This is a genomic window from Mesorhizobium sp. M7D.F.Ca.US.004.01.2.1 (assembly GCF_003997785.1).
Classification (GTDB): domain Bacteria; phylum Pseudomonadota; class Alphaproteobacteria; order Rhizobiales; family Rhizobiaceae; genus Mesorhizobium; species Mesorhizobium loti.
This window is the reverse complement of sequence record NZ_RZRQ01000559.1, coordinates 1-2,391: the sequence shown is the minus strand read 5'-3', so window position 1 is coordinate 2,391 and position 2,391 is coordinate 1. Positions and strand designations below refer to the sequence as shown.

Sequence of the window (2,391 nt, the reverse complement as noted above, 5' to 3'; positions counted from 1 at the left end):
AGCGCGGGTCGAACCGCAGGATGTGGCCGACCAACAGGCGCGCGCCGCCTTTTTCAGCTGCTTTGGCGATCGCCTTCGCGGCCGAAAGTTTGTGGGCCATCGGCTTTTCGAGCAGCACCGGCTTTCCGGCATCGAGCAGCGTGCGGCAGACGTCTTCATGCAGCGTGTCGGGCGCCGCCACGATATAGGCGTCCGCGGCATTGGCAGTCAGCGCGGCGGCGGCATCGGTGAAATGCCGGACACCGAAATCGGACGCGGCCTTGCTTCCCGTGGCAGTATTCGGATCAACGAATGCCGACAGTTCCGCGACAGGGCTGGCGGCAACCACCTGAGCATGCAGGAGGCCCATGTAGCCGGCACCGACAATGGCGATCTTCAGTTTGCTCAAAGGGCTCTCCCTACAGGCAAGGTGCAAGGCTGGATGCTGGCCGGGGCCGTGCTGGCGGGTGGCGCGATCTTGCGATCACCGAAGGCGTGCATCATCACGTCTTCTTCCGTCGCCCCTCGCGCCAGCGTGCAGACAGAGTGGCCTTCGCGCATGACGACGATGCGGTCGGCAACGCCGAGAACCTCGGGCAACTCGCTCGACACCATGAGGATTGCCGCGCCCTCGGCCTTCAATTTTGCGATCAGGTGATGGAGTTCGGACTTTGCCCCGACGTCGACGCCGCGCGTCGGCTCGTCGAGCAGGATGATTTTCGGCTTGGTGGCAAGCCATTTGCCGATGACCACCTTCTGCTGATTGCCGCCCGAAAGCTCGATGGTCATCTTGTCGGGCTGGGCCGGCCGCACGCCGAGTGAGCCGATGAGATCGCGCGCGAGAGCCAGGATGCGGCGGGGTCTCAGCAGGCCGAAGTAACTGTTGTCGCGAATCCAGGCGAGAGACAGGTTGTCCTTGATCGACATCGCGCCGACGAAGCCTTCCAGGTGCCGGTCTTCGGGTATGTAGACGATGCCGGCGCGATTGGCGGCCTTGATGTCACCGCCGGCCTGCAGCGCGCCGAAAATTCTGATCGTGCCGCCATGCATTGTCTCGAGGCCGGCAATCAGCCTGAGCACCTCGGAGCGGCCGCTGCCCATCAGGCCGGCGAGCGCGACGATCTCGCCCCTGCGCACGCTGAGCGTGGCCGACTTCAAGAGCTTGCAGTTGGAGACGTTGCTGATCTCGATGGCGGTTTCGCCGATCTTTGTTTCGAGATAGGGGAAGATGTCGCCGACATCGCGTCCGACCATCATCGAGACGATCTCGGCCTCGTTGGTCTGGCGGGTCTGGCGCTCGCCGATGAAGCGCCCGTCACGCAGAACGACCACGCGGTCGCACTGGCTGAAGATCTCTTCCATCTTGTGGGAGATGTAGAGGATGCCGGCGCCGCGGGTTCTCAGTCTGTCGATCAGCTCGTAGAGCTGGTCGCGTTCGCGGTTGGAGAGCGCGCTGGTCGGTTCGTCCATGATGAAGAACCAGGCATCGGACAGAACGGCACGGGCAATTTCCACCATCTGCTGGCGCCCGACGGAAAGCGTTCGCAGCTCCGCGGCAATGTCGATATCGAGCGACAGCTCGTCCATGATGGCTCTCGCATCGCGCCGCATCCGGGCCCGGTCGAGAAATCCAAGGCGGGTGTGCGGTTCGCGGCCGATGAAAAGATTCTCCGCCACCGTTAGGTCCGGCGAAAGGCTGAAATGCTGATGGATGACGCTGATGCCCTTGGCGTCGCTGGGGGAGTGGAACTGGACGGCGTTGCCGTCGATGACGATCTCTCCCTCGTCCGGGCGATGCAGACCGGAGATGCACTTCACCAGCGTTGATTTCCCCGCCCCGTTCTCGCCGGCAAGTCCGACGACCTCACCAGCCGAGACGGCGAAGCTGACACCGTCGAGCGCCTTGACGCCCGGAAAAGACTTGCCGACGTCGCGCAACGCGATGCTGTGTTTGCCGACCGGTGTTGCGGCACTGTTGTGCGGCGATGCGATGGACTTGCGGCCACTGGTCTTGAACAGGGCGGCAACACTCTCCGGCTGGCTGGTGAGAACAGCCACCAGAATGAGGCTCGCGGTCACGAAATAGATCAGGATTTGCGGCACCTGCAGGAAGGACAGGCCGGTGTTGATGACGCCCAGCAACAGCGCACCGATTGCCGTTCCCCAGATGGAGCCCTGGCCGCCGGACAGTTTCGTACCGCCGATGATCGCGGCTGTAATGGCTGTAAATTCAAGCCCGGTGCCGGCAAGCGGCTGTGCCGAACCGAGGCGGCCGATGGTGAGGATCGCGCCGAGCCCGGCTGTCGCACCGGCAATCAGGTAGACGGAGATGCGCACGAGGTCGACGGGAACCAGTGAGGCCCGCGCTGCCCCCGCATTGCCGCCGATCGCATAGATCCAGCGCCCATACAC

Annotated in this window: 2 protein-coding genes; both read right to left on the bottom strand. The window is 63.7% G+C overall.

Annotated features, from left to right (window positions below):
- Positions 1-388: Gfo/Idh/MocA family oxidoreductase (locus tag EN993_RS34690; RefSeq protein WP_164758019.1), on the bottom strand; the 388-nt coding region annotated here is incomplete at its 3' end.
- On the bottom strand, positions 385-2,391 hold a 2,007-nt coding region (locus EN993_RS34685; RefSeq protein ID WP_164758018.1), incomplete at its 5' end, for an ATP-binding cassette domain-containing protein. The genes EN993_RS34685 and EN993_RS34690, both read right to left, overlap by 4 nt.